Consider the following 15,058-nt stretch of genomic DNA (forward strand, 5'->3'; position numbering starts at 1 on the left):
CTCGTGGGGTCGACGACGAGCTCTGCGCGGCCGACCGTCTCCTTCGGGGTGCCGGTCTACAACGGTGAGGCCGGCATCGATGCCGCACTGGAATCGCTGCGCGCGCAGACGTTCGAAGACCTCGAGATCATCGTCTCCGACAACGCGTCCACCGACGGCACCGAGGAGATCTGCCGGAGTCACGCGCGGCTCGACCCGCGCGTGCGGTACGTGCGGAACGAGAGGAACGTCGGCGTGGCCAGGAACTTCAACGGCCTGTTCAGGCTGGCGAGCGGCCGGTACTTCAAGTGGGCGCCGCATGACGACGTCGTCGCTCCGGAGTTCCTCGCCCGTTGCGTCGAGGCCCTCGAGGCCGATCCCGCCGTCGCCATCGCAGTCCCCACGCCGCGCCTCATCGACGAGGCCGGCAACCCCGACGACTTCGAACGCCGCCACCGCGACNNNCGCGCCGCGCCATCTCGGCGACGGCCGGCCGAGCGAGCGCTTCAGCGACATCGTGCTGCGCAAGGTGTGGTTCTACGAGCTCTTCGGACTGATGCGGTCGGACCTGCTCGAGCGCACCGGTCTGCTGCGCCTCTTCTTCGGGTCGTGCCAGGTGCTGCTCGCGGAGCTGGTCCTGCTCGGCACGGTCGAGAAGGTCCCCGGCGAGCTCATCTTCATGCGGTACCCGACGTTCAAGATCCTCGACGCCAAGCGCGACATGGCGCTCAAGATGGACCCCGAGTGGTCGGGTCGGATCTTCTTCCCCGAGGTGCAGATCATCACCGAATGGCTGCGTGTGGTCCGCCGCTCGCACCTCGGCCCCGCGGAGAAGGCCCGCTGCGTGGCGGCGGTCGGACGCAAGGTCGCCCAGCCCGACAACCTCGGGAAGCTGCTCCTGCCGGGCCCCAACAACTACCTCGGGCTCAACCTCTCGCGTCGCCGCCCCGCCCGGCTGAAGCGCCGCTGACCGCGATGGCGGAGGAACAGGTCAGGCGGCCGGCTCGGCACGTTGGCGTCGCGGTGGATGCGGGTCAGGCCCGACGGGCGCTCCTTGAGGTAGAAGTCGAGGAAGTCGACCACCGACTTGTTGATGACCTTGCCGTCGACGTCGAGGAACAGGTCGACGTGGCCCGCGCCGAACAGGGTCAGGAAGTACTTCGGTCGCCTGGCCTGCTTGAGGAACACGTCGTGCCCGGCCGAGTACGGCACGGTGCCGTCGGCGTCGCCGTGGATGAAGAGGCTCGGCGTGCGGGTGAAGTCCGACGTCCCGCCGGGGAACGGCAGCTCGAGACCCGAGATCGGGATGGCCACCCGGATACGCGGGTCGCGGCAGCAGGAGTTGTAGGCGACGCCGATCGTCGTGATGGCCCCGAGCGAGTGGCCGGCTGCCCCGATCCTGGTCGGGTCGATCACATGGTGCAGCGCGCTGTCCGGCCGCTCGTTCAGCCGCAACATCTTGCCGATCACGAAGCTCACGTCGCCGGGCTGCTCGACGTAGTCGCCGATGACGGTGCCGCCGGGCGTCCCGCCGTGGGTGAGGGGAAAGGTGGGCGCGGCCACGACGTAGCCCCGCTTGACCCACTCCCGCAGAACCGCGCCGTAGACCGGGCCATTGCCCGTGTAGCCGTGCGAGAAGACCACCAACGGGTACGGCCCGTGGACCTTGTCGGCCGGGGCGTCCACCTTGTCGCGCCCGCTCGGGGCGCCCGGAGCCGGGTACCACACCTGCGTCGGCAGCGTGCGGCTCGGCAGCTCGGGCTGGCCGTCGTGGGCCCTGGTGACGCGGCTGGTGTCGACGAACGTGAACGAGCGCGTCCCGACCGCGAAGGGCCCGTCGGGCACGCCGCGATCGCAGGCGACGACAACCAGGCCCAGCATCCCGACCAGGGCGAGCAGAGGGACGTGACGTCGACGCAGCAGCCTCATCGCGCCGAGCCTAAATGAACGAGGTCACGCGAATCTTGTGGTGGCCGAACCACGTTACGTAGTAGGGCCTTGCGACCCATTGACCCCATTCGCGCCGCGCGTGAATCTCGTCCCCGGAGTGAAGAAGGAATGGGGGGCGTCGGTGCTGGAGTACACGATTCTCGTGTCGCTCATCGTCCTCATGGTCGTGGGGGCGATGACCGCCCTCGGACGCCAGATCGACCGCACGCTGCCGCAGGGCGCGGCAGGGGCCACCACGACCGTCGTGCCGGCCACGACCACCACCTGCCCGGCGACGCCGGCGACGACCACGACCTCGACCTCGCCGACGACCTCGACAACGGCACCGGCCGGCTGCTGACGGTCGGTCTCGGGGCCGCCCTGCCTCAGCGCCGGGCGCCGAAGCGGTCCCAGTGGGTGAGCGATTCGACCGGACGGCGCCGGGCGACGCCGAACCGACTGCGCGGCCGCCCGACCGGCACGAGCGCCACCACCTGGAAGCGATCGGGGATCCCGCACAGCGCGCGGAGCTCGTCGTGGTGGACCCGGTAGACCGTCGTCAGGGTCGTGCCGAGCCCGAGGCCGCGCGCCGCCAGCATGAAGTTCTGCACCGCGGGATAGACCGACGCGTACGGCGTGCCCACGTCGAGGGGGCCGTCGTCGTCGTGCAACGTCATCGAGATGTCGGGCATGAGGAAGAGCACGAGCGCGGGCACCTCGGCGAGGTGCTCGGCGAGGTGACGCGATGCCCGGACCGTGCGCGTGAAGGCGGCCTCGTCGTCGGCCGACCGGAACGGTGGCAGCGCGGCCAGCAGCGCCCGCTCGTAGCGCTCGTAGGCGCGGCGGTAGAGCTCCGCCACCGCACGCCGCGTGCCCACCTCGGTGACCACGAGGAACTGCCAGGGCTGGATGTTGCCGCCGCTGGGCGCCTGCACGGCCGCGCGCAAGCACGTGAGGAGCTCGTCGTCGGTGACCGGCGCATCGGTGAAGCGCCGGATGGCCCGGGTCGTGAGGATGGCCTCCTGCAGGTCCACGGCCGGCCCGTCAGCGCCCGCGGAACACGGGCGCTCGCTTCTCTCGCATGGCGCGCAGTGCCTCCTCATGGTCGTCGCTGAGGAACGTGAGCAGCTCGAGCGCGGTCGAGGTGTCGAAGGCCACGTTCAACGCCTCCTTCACCAGCTTGTTGACCGCGAGCTTGGTGTAACGCACCGCGAGCGGAGCTCCCGCGGCCAGCCGGTCGGCGAACGCCATCGCCGCCGCATCCAGCTCGGCCGCGGGCACGACCCGGTTCACGAGCCCGATGCGCTCGGCTTCGTGGGCGGTCAACGGGTCGCCGGTCAGCAGGTACTGCTTGGCCCGCGCCGGTCCGACCGCGAGGGGCCAGATGACGGCGCCGCCGTCGCCCGCGACGATGCCCACCCTCACGTGCGGGTCGGCGAGGGTTGCGTCGTCGGCCATGAGGATGACGTCACAGAGCAGGGCGATCGACGCGCCCAGCCCGATCGCGAGTCCGTTGACGGCGGCGACGATCGGCAGCTCGACGTCGAGAAGATCGGTGATGAGCTGCCTGGCGTCGTGCCGCAGGGCGTCGAGGCGCTCGACGTCGCGCAGCTCGGGGAACCAGTCGAAGTCGCCGCCGGCCGAGAACGCGCGTCCGCGGCCGGTCAGCACGACCGCACGCGCGTCACGCTCGTCGCGGAGCGCCGCGAACAGTGCGGTGAGCTCGTGGTGCAGGCGCTCGTCGACCGTGTTGAGCTCGCTCGCGGGGTTGTCGATCGTCACCCGCAGCACGGGCCCGATCCGCTCGAGGCGAAGCGCGGAGAACGACTCGTCGTCCATGCGTTCAGAGCATCGTGGTGTCGGTCGGGATGCCGAGGAGCACGCGTCCGGTCAGCTCATAGGTCGCGGGGGCGACCATCACGTGCTGGGTGACCACGTGCACGTCGCGGAAGTGGCGTTGCAGGGGGCTCGACGCGTAGATCGACGAGCCACCGCCGGCCTCGTAGGCGAGGTCGACGGTGGCCGCCGCCTCGCGGGTCGCGTGCGTGGCCGCGGTGCGCAGCAGCGCCCGCTGCTCGAGCGAGATGTCGTCACCCGCGCATGCGGACGCCCACGCCGCACCGACTGCGTCGAGCAGAAAGGCGCGGCCCGAGCGCAGACGCGCCTCGGCCCGCGCCACGTCCGCCTGGACCGCGCTGCGCTGCGCCAGCCGACGGCGGCTCCCCGTCGGCACCTTCACGCCGGCCAGGTCGGTCAGCTCGTCGACCGCGGCCCGACCCAGGCCGAGCGCGACCGCGGCGATGCCGAGCGCGAGCAGACCGAACAGCGGAAAGGCGTAGAGCGCGCCGCGTTGACGAGGCGGCTCGGTCACGAGGGAGACGGCTCGCCCCGCGGGCACGAACGCGTCGGTGACCACCATGTCGTGGCTCCCCGTGCCGCACAACCCCGCCACCGTCCACGTGTCGAGGATCTCGACCTCGCCCGTAGGAAGCAGGAGCAGCCGGGCGTCGGGCGCACCGTCGGGGGCACCGTCGCCGCCGCGGGCTCCGTCGGCGCCGCCCACGAGGCAGCCGCCCATCAGCCACGCGCAGTGCTGGCTGCCGCTGGCGAACGCCCACCGACCGTTCATCCGGAAGCCGCCCTCGACCGGCGTCGCCGTCCCCCGGGGCGCGAACACCCCGCCGGTCACGACGTCGGAGGACCGGTAGATGGCCCGCGCCTCGTCGTCCGGCAGGTAGGCCGCAACCATCCCACTGGTGGCGCCGATCATCACGCACCACCCCGTCGAACCGTCGGCGCGCGCGACGGCCTCGATCGTCTCGACCAGGTCCGCGGGCTCGATCTCGCCGCCCCCGTAGGCACGCGGGACGCACAGGTTGAACAATCCCGCACCGGCGAGCTGCGCCACGAGGTCGGGCGGGAGTCGCCGGCCGCGCTCGATCTCGGCGCGCCGAGGCTCGATCGTCGACGCCAGCTTGCGAGCGGTGTCCGCGTACGGCACGGCGGTCACGCTACGCCCAACCGGCCCGCCGGCTCGGGCCCGGTGCCCACCCGGGAGGTCGCCGGCGCGCAAGGATCGTGCATGCGCACCATCGCCGTCACCGGGGCCGCGTCGGGTATCGGCGCCGCCACCGCGGCCCGCCTGGCGCGGCAGGGCGACCGCGTCATCGGCGTCGACCGGCGCGCCGCGGACGTCACGTGTGACCTCGCGACGGCGACAGGTCGACGGACCGCGATCGACGAGGTGGCGCGACGCTGCGACGGCACGCTCGACGGGCTCGTCACGTGCGCCGGGCTCGGCGGCGCCACGGGCCGCGCCGCGTCGATGCTCGTCTCGGTGAACTACTTCGGCACGGTCGAACTGCTCGCCGGGCTGCAACCCGTGCTCGCCCGGGGCGACGAGCCGGCCGCGGTCGCGATCAGCTCCAACTCGACGACGGTGCAGCCCGGATGGTCGCCGGAGCTGGTTGCCGCCTGCCTCAGCGGCGACGAGGACGGGGCGCGCACGCTCGCCGACGCGGGTGACTCGATGCGCGCGTACCCTGCGACCAAGGTGGCTGTCGCCCGGTGGGTCCGGCGCCACGCGCCGACCTCGGCGTGGGTCGGCGCAGGCATCCGGCTCAACGCCATCGCGCCGGGCCTGACCGCCACCCCGCTCGCCGACGAGACGCGCGACGACCCGGTGCTCGGTCCCCTGCTCCAGCAGCTCCCGATTCCCGTCGGCCGCCCGGGTCGTGCCGAGGAGATCGCCGCGCTCATCGCGTTCCTGCTGGGGCCGGAGGCCCGCTTCTTCTGCGGGTCGGTGGTGTGGGTCGACGGCGGGAGCGACGCGCTGCTCCGGCCCGACGACTGGCCCGCGCCCTGGTCCCCGTGAGCGCCGCCCGCGACCGCGGTCAGGCGCGCGCCACCGCCGTCAACGCCACGGCCGCTACGGCGAGCTGGGTGGCAAGGGTGACCCGGCGTGAGAGCGGTGCCCACCGCTGGAGGCGCCGGTGCAGCGCCGACAGCTGCTGAGGGGTCTGCACGCCAGCGGCGAGGAGAAGGCTCGCGCCCCGCACGAGCCCGAAGGCGGCGCCGATCGCTAGCCCGGCCCACGCCGACCCGGCGAGGAAGGCGAGGGCGAACGTGAGGTACACGGTCGCGGTGGTGACGATGGTGACGACGCCGAGGCCCAGCTGGAACCCGAAGCCGAACCCGTACACGCCGCCGCGGTACCGGTTGAGCCAGTCCTCGTTGACTTGGCGGTGCACCGTGGGCAGACGCAGTCCCGCGACGCGGAGGTCGAGCGCGATCCCGGCCACGACCGCGGCCACCACGATCGCCACCACCGGCCCGAGGGGGAGACCGACGCGGTCACGGACCGTCGCGCCCGCGAGGCCGAGCAGTCCGCCCGCGCCCGCGCCGGCCGCGCCCGCGCCCGCGATGAACGCGCTCACGGTGATGCCCCATCGACGTCCCCGGGCCCGCTCGCCGAGCGGGTGGATGCTCGCAAGCATCGACTCACCTCAAGGCGACCAGCTCGAGCGGAACCCGGCGACCACTGCGACCGACGCGCCGACGACGATCGCAAGGCCCAACGACATGTCGGGAGAATCTACCGGCGCGCCGAGCCGGCGGAGCCCCGCCGGGCGACTGCTCAGGCCGCGTGAAAGACCAGCGGCGCGCGCTGGATCCCGGCGATCACCGGTGACGCGCTGCGCTCGACGGGTCCGCCCGACTCCACCCGGGCGAAGCGGTCGAGCAGCTCCTCGAGGAGCACGCGTCCTTCGAGACGGGCGAGGGCGGCGCCGATGCAGAAGTGCGGCCCGAAGCCGAACGCCATGTGGCGGTTGGGGCTGCGGGTGACGTCGAACTCGTCGGCCGACGGGCCGAACTCGTCGCGGTCGCGGTTCGCCGATGCGTAAAGGAGCACCACCGGTTCACCCTCGCCGATGCGCGCCCCGCGCACCTCGACATCGCGCGTCGCCGTACGCATGAAGTAGACGACGGGGGTCGTCCACCGCAGGAGCTCCTCCACCGCGGTGACGACGCGCCTGCGATCGTCGCGCAGGGCCTGCCACTGGTCCGGGCGCTCCGCCAACGCCACCAGGCCACCCGACAACATGTTGCGACTGGTCTCGTTGCCGGCGACGAGCAGCTGCACCAGGAACATGGCGAGCTCGTCGTCGGAGAGACGCTCACCGTCGACCTCGGCCGCCCCCAGCGCCGAGATGAAGTCGTCGCGCGGCGCGTCGCGCCGGGCCTTGGCCTCCCCCACCAGGTAGGTCACCATCTCCGCCTGCAGCGCCTGGCGTTCGTCGTCGGGAAGGTCGAGGGCGCCCGGGATCACAGCCTCCGACCACAGGTGGAAGCGGGGCCACTCGTCGTCGGGGATCCCGAGCAGCTCGGCGATGATCTGCAACGGGAAGGGCACGGTGACCGGCGCCACCACGTCGCGTGCCGCGCCGGGCTCGAGGCCGTCGAGCAGGGTGCGGGCCCGCACGCGCACCACCGGCTCGAGCGACCGGATGAGCGACGGCGCGAAGCCGGGCTGCGCGAGCGCGCGGTACCTCGTGTGCTCCGGCGGGTCAGTGTGCATCATCGTCGGTGGCGACGCGTAGTCGGCTCCGATCTCGAGGAGCAGGATCCCTCGGCGCGAGCAGAAGGTGGCCGGATCGGTCGACGCGGCCAGGACGTCCGCGTGCTTGCTGAGCACCCAGAAGCCGACCTCCGCGTTGCGCGCCACGGGCGCCTCGGCGCGCAGCCGCGCGTAGGCAGGGAAGGGATCGCCGGCGAACGCCCGATCGTCGAGCAGGAAGGCGGTGGGGTCGTCGGGCACTCAGTGCCCTAGTCGCGCAGGATGCCGACGGGCTCCGGCAGGCCGTTGGCCTCGCACAGCGCCTGGTAGCCGAGCAACGTCAGCTCGCCGTCGACGACGCTCTCGATCGCGCCCTCGGGCCCGAGGTTGATCAGCGCGCCCTCGATGACGAACAGGACCTCGGTCGGCGCGGTGTTGTCCTCGGGCACATGGAGGGTGTGGATCGAGCCCGCGGGCTCGTGGATGTAGGAGCCCGCGGTGCTGTAGAAGTCGTACTCGCGGTAGTGCCAGCGGCCCGCGAGCGTGAACCCCTCCACCTGGCCGGTGTGTTTGTGGGTGGGAAGCTCCACCCCGGGGGCGAACCGGTTGCGGACCACCCAGACGCCGGTCGACAGCGACACGCGGAGGAGCTTGAGCTCGATCCCGCCGCCACCGTCGACCCAGGGCAGCTCCGCGTCGCTCGCGTGGCGGACGATCAGGTCTGCAGCGATAGCCATGGCGTCATCGTGTCAGACCGGTCGCGGATCAGTCGAGCCGTAGGATGAGCCGCGCCATGACCGACCACCGCGAGAAGCTCGATGCCGACGACCGCGACACCGACGAGCTCGACCCTGGCGACCTGCCGTCCACCATTCCCCTCGTCGTGCGCCGGGCCGCGGCCCGCTTCGGTGACCGCGACGCCCTCGTCGACGGAGACGACCACTGGTCGTTCTCGTCGCTCGCAGATGCGGTCGACACCGCGGCACGCGCCTTCGTCGCCTCCGGTCTGGTCGTGGGCGACCGCGTCGCCATCTGGGCGCCGAACGTCGCGCAGTGGGCGATCGCCGCGCTCGGGGTCTACACCGCCGGCTGCGTGGTCGTGCCGCTGAACACCCGCTTCAAGGGCACCGAGGCGGGTCACGTGCTGCGCGCCTCCGGCGCTCGGATGCTCCTCACCGTCACCGACTTCCTCGACACCGACTATCTCGCGCTCCTCGATGGCGTCGACGGGCTCGATGCGCTCGAGCACACCGTCGTGCTGCGTGGTCGCGTGCCGCCGGGCTCCACGTCGTGGGCCGACCTCCTGGCCGGCGCGAGCGCGGTGACGCCGCAGGAGGTGGAGGCGCGTGTTGCCGCTCTCGACCGCGAGGACACGTCCGACATCCTCTTCACTTCGGGCACGACCGGCGCGCCCAAGGGCGCCATGCTCACCCACGGAGCGAGCATCCGCGCCTACTGGAGCTGGTCGGAGGTCGTGGGTCTGCGGGAGGGCGACCGCTACCTCGTGGTCAACCCGTTCTTCCACGCCTTCGGCCTGAAGGCGGGCATCCTCGCGTCACTGCTGCGCGGCGCGACCGTGCTGCCCCACGCGGTGTTCGACGCGTCCGCGGTGATGCGCCGGGTGCACGAGGAGCACGTCACGATGCTGCCGGGGCCACCGGCGGTCTACCAGACGATGCTGAACCACCCGGACCGGGCGGGCTTCGACCTGTCGTCGCTGCGGCTGGCCGTGACCGGCGCCGCGAGCATTCCCGTGGAGCTGATCGTCCGCATGCGCAAGGAGCTGCCGTTCGAGACGGTCGTCACCGGCTACGGGCTCACCGAGGCCACCGGCATCGCCACCATGTGCCGCCACGACGACGACCCCGACACCATCGCCAAGACGGTCGGACGGCCCATCCCCGGCGTCGAGGTGCGCGTCGTCGACGACGGCGGACGGACGATGGGCACCGGTGAGCCGGGCGAGGTGCTCGTGCGCGGCTACAACCTCATGAAGGGCTACCTCGACGACCCCGAGGCGACGGCCGAGGCCATCGACCCGGACGGATGGCTCCACACCGGCGACGTCGGCGTGTTCGATGGACGCGGCAACCTCGCGATCACCGACCGCAAGAAGGACATGTTCATCGTCGGCGGATTCAACGCCTACCCCGCCGAGATCGAGGGCATCATGCTCCAGCATCCGGCCGTGGCTCAGGTCGCGGTGGTGGGCGTGCCCGACGCGCGACTGGGTGAGGTGGGCGCGGCCTTCGTCGTGCCGCGCACCGGCGACACGGTCGATCCCGACGCGCTCGTCGCCTGGTGTCGCGAGCACATGGCGAACTACAAGGCGCCGCGCACGGTGCAGCTCGTCGGCGAGCTGCCGCTGAACGCCAGCGGCAAGGTCCTCAAGTACGAGTTGCGCGCCCGAGCGGCCCGCAGCTGACGACGTGCCCCGAGCACGCGTCCGCGACATCGAGCTGCACTACGAGCGCGGCGGCCGCCCGTCGGGGCCACCCGTGCTGCTGATCAGCGGCACCGGCGGCGACCTGCGTCAGGAGCCGAGCATCCTCGGGGGCCCGCTCGCCGCGACCTTCGACCTGCTGGCCTACGACCAGCGCGGCCTCGGTCGGTCGGACAAGCCCGACGCGGCGTACACGATGGCGGACTACGGGCAGGACGCGATGGAGCTGCTCGACGCGGTGGCGTGGGACCGGTGCGCGGTCCTCGGCATCTCATTCGGCGGCATGGTCGCGCAGGAGATGGCGCTGCTCGCGCCCCGACGGGTGACGCGGCTCGTGCTGTGCTGCACGTCGAGCGGCGGTTCGGGAGGATCGTCGTACCCCTTGCACGAGCTCGACGGGCTCCCCCAGGAGGAGCGCCTCGCGCGCCACTTGGGCCTGATGGACAGCCGTTGGGATGCGAGCTGGCAGGCGGCCAACCCGGCGATCGTCGATCTCATGCGGGCCCGCGCGGGTGTCGGCCCGCAGGACGCGGATGCCATAGCCGGCGCCCGTCGGCAGCTCGAAGCCCGCGCCACCCACGACACCTACGCCCGCCTCGGGCAGCTGACGATGCCGACGCTCGTGTGCGCGGGCCGCTTCGACGCGATCGCGCCGCTCGCCAACGCCGAGGCGCTGGCCGCGCAGATCCCGAGCGCCGTCCTGCAGGTGTTCGACGGAGGCCACGCCTTCCTGTTCCAGGACCCGACCGCCTGGCCCGCCATCGCCGAGTTCCTGGCAGCCGGCCAGCCGTCGACGTGATGCTGTTGCTTCGTGTCCGTCAGCCGTCGACGTAGAACTGCGAGAACCAGCGGCGGAACTGCATGATCGGCTGCTCGCTCGCGGCCAGGGCCGGCGTGGGCTGGTAGCGCTTGTGCTCCCAGATCGGGATGTCCTGTTGCACCTCGCTCGTCACCGACTTCACGAAGGCGCGCCCGATGTTCGCGGTGTGCTCGTCGGCGTCGGGGTTCCGCAGGAGGAACAGGAACGTGAGGTGCATGTGCTCGGCGTCGATCGGGGTCGACAGGCCGACGAGCGACGCCTCGATGAGGCCCTTGTAGCGCGTGATGGCGAAACCGGGGCCCCAACCGTAGACGTCGATGCGCGCGTCCACCGGGCCCCGTGACGACGGGAACTGCTGCGACGACAGCACCACCCGTCGGATGCCGTCGAAGGTGACGCTCTCGGTGTCGCCCACCTTCGGATGGCGGTGCACGAACTCGAAATGGGCGTGGTCGAAGCCGTTCTCGGCCACCTCCTGGAGGCACGTGGCGATCGTGTAGTCGTGCACCTCGTAGTCGCTGAACTCGGGGTCGTCGTGCTCCGGCACGTCGCGTGCCTCCCACAGGGGCTCCGCGGCGTGTGGGTGGTACCACGCGAACACGATCCCCGAGCGCTCGGCGACGGGATAGGTGCGAAGGCGTGCCTTGGCGTTGGGATGACGCGCGTAGGGGATGTCGCAGTTCGCGCCGGTGCGGTCGTAGGCCCAGCCATGGAACGGGCATCGAAGACAGTCGCCCTCGACGTGGCCGCCGACCCCGATGTGCGCGCCGAGGTGCGCGCAGTAGGCCTCGTGACACGCCAACCCGCCCGCGCTGTCGCGCCACACCACGAGCTCGGTGTCGAAGTAGCGACGCGTCACCACCTCACCCGCCGGCACCTCTTCCGACAGCGCCACCTTGAACCAGCCGTAGGGCATCGGGAACGGAAATCGCGCCACGCTCAGCTCCTCAGCTCCTCAGCTCTTCAGGTTTCAGGTCGCGGTGCACGACCTTGCCGACCTCGTTGCGAGGCAGGGCGTCGACCGCCTCGAACCGCACGGGCACCTTGTACGGCGCCAAGTGCGCGCGGCAGTGCTCCTCGAGCGCTCGCGCGTCCATACCCGCGCCCCTCGTCACCACGAACGCCCACGGCACCTCGCCCAGCCGAGCGTCGGGCACACCGGTGACCGCGACATCCTGCACGTCGGGGTGCAGACGAAGCACCTCCTCGATCTCGGCGGGGAACACCTTCAGCCCGCCGCGGTTCACCATGTCGGACACCCTGCCCTCGATCCACACGAAACCGTCGTCGTCGACCGTCGCGATGTCGCCGGTGCGCTGGTACTCGCCGTCGCCCATCGCCGCGGTGTGCACCCACAGCTCACCGGTGTCGTCCAGCCGCAGGTCGACGCCCTCGTGGGGACGGCCCACCGCGCCCAACTTGGCGTCACCGTGCTCACGTGCGTCCGCGGCGTTCCACCCCACGACCTCCCCGCCGAGCTCGGTCTGCCCGTAGCTGTTCAGGACGGTGATGCCGAACTTGTCGCGGAAGCGCCGGGCCTGGAGCGGTGACAGCGGCGCCGTGATGCTCCGCACGATGCGGAGGGGTCGGAGGTCGGTGACGGTGTCGTCGTCGCACAGCATCGTCATCGCCGCGGGAGGCAGCACCACCGAGCGGATCTCGAACCGGCGCACGAGCTCGGCGAGCTCCGTCGTGGAGAACGCTTCCATCAGCACGACCGGCGCACCCACCCGGAACGCGAAGAGCACGTTGTAGATGCCCGCCCACAGCGACAGCGAGACGGGGATGAGGTTGGGTTGCGCGGGCCGGCCGGGGTCGGGGCCGCGCCAGCCCAGCTTCTGGAGCACCCCGTCGATCAGCGCGAGCACGGTGCTGTGCCGGAGCGGCACCGGCTTCGACGGCCCCGTGGTGCCCGACGTGAGCTGCACGAGCGCCACGTCGATGTCGTGCCGGATCGGAGGCCCCTGCTCCTGGCTTCCGTCGCCGGCCGGGCCCGCGGGCTCGACCCCCGTCGTGCGCACCAGCACAGCCGGCCGCACCTCTCCGAGCACGCGCGCGTGCTCTCGAGCCGTGGCGCGCGGGTTGAGCGGCACGTAGACCGCGTGGGCGAGCCAGACCCCGAACAGCGCGGCCAGCGTCGCGGGCCGGTCGGGCAGCACCGCCGCGACCGCTTCACCGGGGCCCACGCCCGCGGCCACGAGCGCGTCGTGCACACCCGTCGCATCCCGCATCAGATCGGCGCGGGTCAGCGTCTCCTCACCCGCCAGGACCATCGGCGCGCCCGGGTCGCCGTCGACCAGCAGGTCGGCGAGGCTCTGCCGAGCGCTCTCGCTCACGGGTGGTACGGGCGCGGCGTGCCGATCGGCTGCCACTCGTGCGTGGCCGCCGTCGTGCCCCGCACCATGCGGGTGATCTCGGGTTCGGCGAGGGGCTCGGCGGCGTCGTCGATCACCACCTCCCACCGGCAGTGGGGCAGCTGGTCACCGCGGCTGCGCGGCGGGCGGTGCACCGGACGACAACGCGCCCTCGGGTTGATCGCGCTCACGGTCGCGTCGAACGTGGGGTCCTCGATGTGGTGGCACATCCCCACCACCTGCCGCTCGCCGAAGGGCTCGACATCCATGAGCGCGCCACAGTGGGCGAGCTCGAAGTAGCCGTGCTTGTCGTCGACCACCTCGTACCGCACGTCCATGTACTGGTGCACGAACCCCGGGTCGAGCTGGAGCGACTTGAAGATGGCGGCCACGTCGTCGCCCTCGATGCCGAACGCCTTGCGGATCCGCTCGGTGTAGATCGGGCTCGCGCCCATCCACTCGGCGATGGCGAGCTCCTCGACGGCCTGCTGGCCGTACTTCATCCCGACCGCGGTGAAGACCGAGCGGTCGAGCAGATGGGCGATGAGAGCGAACTCACGCACCAGCTTCACCAGCGCGTCGCGGGAGAGGTCCTCGTAGCGGAAGTCGGGGTCGAACGGCCCGCTGTAGTCGTCGCGTCCGCCCTCGGGTGGCACCGTCACTTCGGGTGGCTCGGTCATGGTCGCTCCTCTCCGGGCTCCGGCTCGGTCCACTGCGGCTCGCGTCTCTCCGCGAAGGCGCGTGGGCCCTCGTCCTGATCGGGATGGCCCCACATGGCGACCAGGTGCTTCGCCCCGGCGCGACACGCTTCGGTGAGCCCCGTCTCCAGCGCGCCCCACAACGCCTGCTTGGTGAGTCGCATCGCCTCGGGCGAGTTGCGGGCGATCTTCTCGGCGAGCGCCTGTGCCTCCTCGCGGAGGCGTTCCGGAGGGTCGACGACCTGGCTGAGCATGCCGAGCTCATAGGCGCGCGCGGCGGACAGGCGTTCGTGCTTGCCGACGAACGCCATGCGCATCACCGCCTCGACCGGCATCTTGCGGATGAGGCCGATCGCCTCCAGCGCGACGACCTGGCCGATGGACACGTGAGGGTCGAAGAACTGCGCATCCGACGCCGCGATCACGATGTCCGCGTCGGCAATCCAGTGGAACCCGCCGCCCGCGCAGATCCCGTTCACCGCGGTGATGACCGGCTTCCACACCTTCTGGTGCCACGCGGTGAAATGCAGGTCGAAATGCTCGAGCGACTCACGGTAACGCTGCATGCCCACGCCGTCGGACGCGATCTCCGTCACGTCGACGCCGGTCTGGAAGGCGCGTCCCTCGCCCGTGTGGACGATCACGCGCACCTGGGGGTCGCGGTCGAGCTCGAGCCACGCGTCGGCGAACTCGTCGCGCATCTTGGCGTTCATGGCGTTGAGCTGGTCGGGCCGGTTGTTGATCAGCCAACCCACGCGACCGCGGCGTTCGACCTTCAGGTGCTCGTAGACGGGGCTCACGTCGTCTCCAGGGCAAGCCAGAGGAGCTGCTTGGTACGTCGGAGCGCCTCCGGGGGGTTACGGGCGATCGTCTCGCCGAGCGCCTGAGCCACGTCGTGCAGACCCTCCGGGTCGACGACCTCGCTGACGATGCCGAGCTCGTATGCGCGCGCCGCGGTCATCCGCTCGTGGCGCCCGATGAGCGCCATGCGGGCGATCGCCTCCATCGGCGACTTGCGGACGAGGGCGATGGTCTCGAACGCGCTCACCTGGCCCACCGAGACGTGCGGATCGAGGAACGTCGCGTCACGTGACGCGATCACGATGTCGGCGTCCGCCACGAAGTGCAGACCCGCGCCCGCGCAGACCCCGTTCACCGCCGCGATCACGGGCTTGGTCACGCCGACGTGCCAGGCGGTGAAGCGCAGCTCGAAGTCACGCGTCCGTCGCGAGTGCTCGCGCAGCGCATCGCGGTCGCGGCTGAGCTGGGCGACATCGA

Annotated in this window: 16 protein-coding genes and 2 pseudogenes; 5 read left to right on the plus strand and 13 right to left on the minus strand. The window is 71.6% G+C overall.

Annotated elements, in window-relative coordinates; all coding sequences use genetic code 11:
• Positions 1 to 3 precede the first annotated feature (3 nt).
• A pseudogene (locus tag E6G06_21045) lies at positions 4 to 504 on the plus strand (glycosyltransferase family 2 protein).
• The gene (locus E6G06_21050) at positions 497 to 949 is read left to right on the plus strand and encodes a hypothetical protein (GenBank protein TML86343.1); all 453 of its coding nucleotides are present in this window, start codon (positions 497 to 499) and stop codon (positions 947 to 949) included. The pseudogene E6G06_21045 and the gene E6G06_21050 overlap by 8 nt, the downstream one beginning before the upstream one ends.
• Here the strand turns inward: E6G06_21050 and E6G06_21055 are convergent.
• From E6G06_21055 to E6G06_21075, 5 genes and pseudogenes are all read right to left on the minus strand, one after another.
• Complete coding sequence (locus E6G06_21055; protein ID TML86344.1) at positions 895 to 1,908, minus strand: phospholipase; 1,014 nt, start codon at positions 1,906 to 1,908, stop codon at positions 895 to 897. The genes E6G06_21050 and E6G06_21055 overlap by 55 nt on opposite strands.
• Before the next feature lie 247 nt (positions 1,909 to 2,155).
• Positions 2,156 to 2,260: pseudogene (locus E6G06_21060) on the minus strand (methyl-CpG-binding protein).
• Between the two features lie 34 nt (positions 2,261 to 2,294).
• Positions 2,295 to 3,011: a nitroreductase family protein gene (locus tag E6G06_21065; protein ID TML86345.1), complete on the minus strand. Its 717-nt coding sequence runs from the start codon at positions 3,009 to 3,011 to the stop codon at positions 2,295 to 2,297.
• Complete coding sequence (locus E6G06_21070; GenBank protein TML86346.1) at positions 2,953 to 3,747, minus strand: enoyl-CoA hydratase/isomerase family protein; 795 nt, start codon at positions 3,745 to 3,747, stop codon at positions 2,953 to 2,955. The genes E6G06_21065 and E6G06_21070 overlap by 59 nt, the downstream gene beginning before the upstream one ends.
• 4 nt (positions 3,748 to 3,751) lie before the next feature.
• Positions 3,752 to 4,909: a flavin-dependent monooxygenase gene (locus E6G06_21075; GenBank protein TML86347.1), complete on the minus strand. Its 1,158-nt coding sequence runs from the start codon at positions 4,907 to 4,909 to the stop codon at positions 3,752 to 3,754.
• Positions 4,910 to 4,990: 81 nt separating this feature from the next.
• On the opposite strand from E6G06_21075, the gene E6G06_21080 reads away from it, so the two are divergent.
• Positions 4,991 to 5,782 (plus strand): SDR family oxidoreductase, encoded by a 792-nt coding sequence (locus tag E6G06_21080; GenBank protein TML86348.1) that lies wholly within the window; start codon positions 4,991 to 4,993, stop codon positions 5,780 to 5,782.
• A 19-nt stretch (positions 5,783 to 5,801) separates the two neighbouring features.
• Here the strand turns inward: E6G06_21080 and E6G06_21085 are convergent, their stop codons facing one another.
• The 3 genes from E6G06_21085 to E6G06_21095 form a co-directional block, all read right to left on the minus strand.
• Positions 5,802 to 6,404, minus strand: coding sequence for a hypothetical protein (locus E6G06_21085; protein ID TML86349.1), 603 nt, complete (start codon positions 6,402 to 6,404; stop codon positions 5,802 to 5,804).
• A gap of 140 nt (positions 6,405 to 6,544) precedes the next feature.
• Entirely contained in the window at positions 6,545 to 7,726 is a 1,182-nt protein-coding gene (locus E6G06_21090) for a cytochrome P450 (GenBank protein TML86350.1), read from the minus strand.
• 8 nt (positions 7,727 to 7,734) lie between these two features.
• Positions 7,735 to 8,202 carry a cupin gene (locus E6G06_21095; GenBank protein ID TML86351.1) on the minus strand — a complete coding sequence of 156 codons (468 nt, stop codon included), beginning with the start codon at positions 8,200 to 8,202 and terminating at the stop codon, positions 7,735 to 7,737.
• A 56-nt stretch (positions 8,203 to 8,258) separates the two neighbouring features.
• Here E6G06_21095 and E6G06_21100 point away from each other — a divergent pair, with 56 nt between their 5' ends.
• Complete coding sequence (locus tag E6G06_21100; protein TML86352.1) at positions 8,259 to 9,890, plus strand: fatty acid--CoA ligase family protein; 1,632 nt, start codon at positions 8,259 to 8,261, stop codon at positions 9,888 to 9,890.
• 4 nt (positions 9,891 to 9,894) lie between these two features.
• Positions 9,895 to 10,707 carry an alpha/beta fold hydrolase gene (locus E6G06_21105; GenBank protein TML86353.1) on the plus strand — a complete coding sequence of 271 codons (813 nt, stop codon included), beginning with the start codon at positions 9,895 to 9,897 and terminating at the stop codon, positions 10,705 to 10,707.
• A 19-nt stretch (positions 10,708 to 10,726) separates the two neighbouring features.
• On the opposite strand, the gene E6G06_21110 is transcribed toward E6G06_21105, so the two are convergent.
• The 5 genes from E6G06_21110 to E6G06_21130 form a co-directional block, all read right to left on the minus strand.
• Positions 10,727 to 11,665, minus strand: coding sequence for a Rieske 2Fe-2S domain-containing protein (locus E6G06_21110; protein TML86354.1), 939 nt, complete (start codon positions 11,663 to 11,665; stop codon positions 10,727 to 10,729).
• Positions 11,666 to 11,675: 10 nt separating this feature from the next.
• Complete coding sequence (locus E6G06_21115; GenBank protein TML86364.1) at positions 11,676 to 13,001, minus strand: long-chain fatty acid--CoA ligase; 1,326 nt, start codon at positions 12,999 to 13,001, stop codon at positions 11,676 to 11,678.
• A gap of 59 nt (positions 13,002 to 13,060) precedes the next feature.
• Positions 13,061 to 13,762, minus strand: a complete 702-nt coding sequence (locus tag E6G06_21120; GenBank protein TML86355.1) for a hypothetical protein — start codon at positions 13,760 to 13,762, stop codon at positions 13,061 to 13,063.
• Positions 13,759 to 14,559, minus strand: a complete 801-nt coding sequence (locus E6G06_21125) for an enoyl-CoA hydratase/isomerase family protein (protein TML86365.1) — start codon at positions 14,557 to 14,559, stop codon at positions 13,759 to 13,761. The genes E6G06_21120 and E6G06_21125 overlap by 4 nt, the downstream gene beginning before the upstream one ends.
• Positions 14,560 to 14,576: 17 nt before the next feature.
• A partial coding sequence (locus E6G06_21130; GenBank protein TML86356.1) for an enoyl-CoA hydratase/isomerase family protein occupies positions 14,577 to 15,058 on the minus strand: 482 nt, incomplete at its 5' end.

The organism is Actinomycetota bacterium (assembly GCA_005888325.1).
Taxonomy (GTDB): domain Bacteria; phylum Actinomycetota; class Acidimicrobiia; order Acidimicrobiales; family AC-14; genus AC-14.

Coding starts and splice junctions, on each gene's coding strand:
- E6G06_21100 (TML86352.1), top strand. CDS start 8,259: ATGACCGACCACCGCGAGAAGCTCGATGCCGACGACCGCGACACCGAC.
- E6G06_21070 (TML86346.1), bottom strand. CDS start 3,747: ATGGACGACGAGTCGTTCTCCGCGCTTCGCCTCGAGCGGATCGGGCCC.
- E6G06_21115 (TML86364.1), bottom strand. CDS start 13,001: ATGGTCCTGGCGGGTGAGGAGACGCTGACCCGCGCCGATCTGATGCGG.
- E6G06_21080 (TML86348.1), top strand. CDS start 4,991: ATGCGCACCATCGCCGTCACCGGGGCCGCGTCGGGTATCGGCGCCGCC.
- E6G06_21095 (TML86351.1), bottom strand. CDS start 8,202: ATGGCTATCGCTGCAGACCTGATCGTCCGCCACGCGAGCGACGCGGAG.
- E6G06_21065 (TML86345.1), bottom strand. CDS start 3,011: ATGAGGAGGCACTGCGCGCCATGCGAGAGAAGCGAGCGCCCGTGTTCC.
- E6G06_21085 (TML86349.1), bottom strand. CDS start 6,404: ATGCTTGCGAGCATCCACCCGCTCGGCGAGCGGGCCCGGGGACGTCGA.
- E6G06_21120 (TML86355.1), bottom strand. CDS start 13,762: ATGACCGAGCCACCCGAAGTGACGGTGCCACCCGAGGGCGGACGCGAC.
- E6G06_21055 (TML86344.1), bottom strand. CDS start 1,908: ATGAGGCTGCTGCGTCGACGTCACGTCCCTCTGCTCGCCCTGGTCGGG.